General features: G+C 67.1%; 1 pseudogene. It reads left to right on the top strand.

Annotation, left to right across the window (positions count from 1 at the left end):
- A pseudogene (locus tag AC1DS5_RS25690) lies at positions 1 to 505 on the top strand (hypothetical protein); the annotation flags it as partial.

The following is a 505-nucleotide window of genomic DNA, read 5'->3' on the forward strand; positions in this document are numbered from 1 at the left end:
CGGCATCAAGTCGGTGCAGGGGCTGGTCGACGGCCACGCTGCGCCGAGCTTCGCGCCGACCTCTGCCACCATCGCGCCGCGCGTCCAGGCGAAGCGTCCCGTGATCGAAGAGGATCACGAGGAAGAAGAGGCCGAGGACGAGGCTGAACGCGACGAGGAGATCGAGGAAGAAGCCGAAGACGAAGCTGAAGTTGAAGGCGCCGAGGACGAGGAAGAAGAAGAGGGCGACGAGGACGACGGCGAAGAGGGTGAAGACGAAGAGGCTGAGGACGAAGAGGCTGAGGAAGAAGACGAGGAGGAAGCTGCTGCTCCCGTCGCCGGCCGCCGCGAACCTCCGATGACATCGACGTCGCCGCGTGTGGAGCCGCAGCTGCAGCGGCCGCCATCGCGGGCAAACCCCGTATTAGCAACTCCCGTTGCGGCGCGGCCCGAACCGGCAATGTCGGCTCCGACGCAGAGCGCAAGACCGGCTGCGGTCCCGGCCGCAAGGCCAAACCCGCAGCGC

It is taken from the genome of Polaromonas sp. P4_H1 (genome assembly GCF_056400945.1).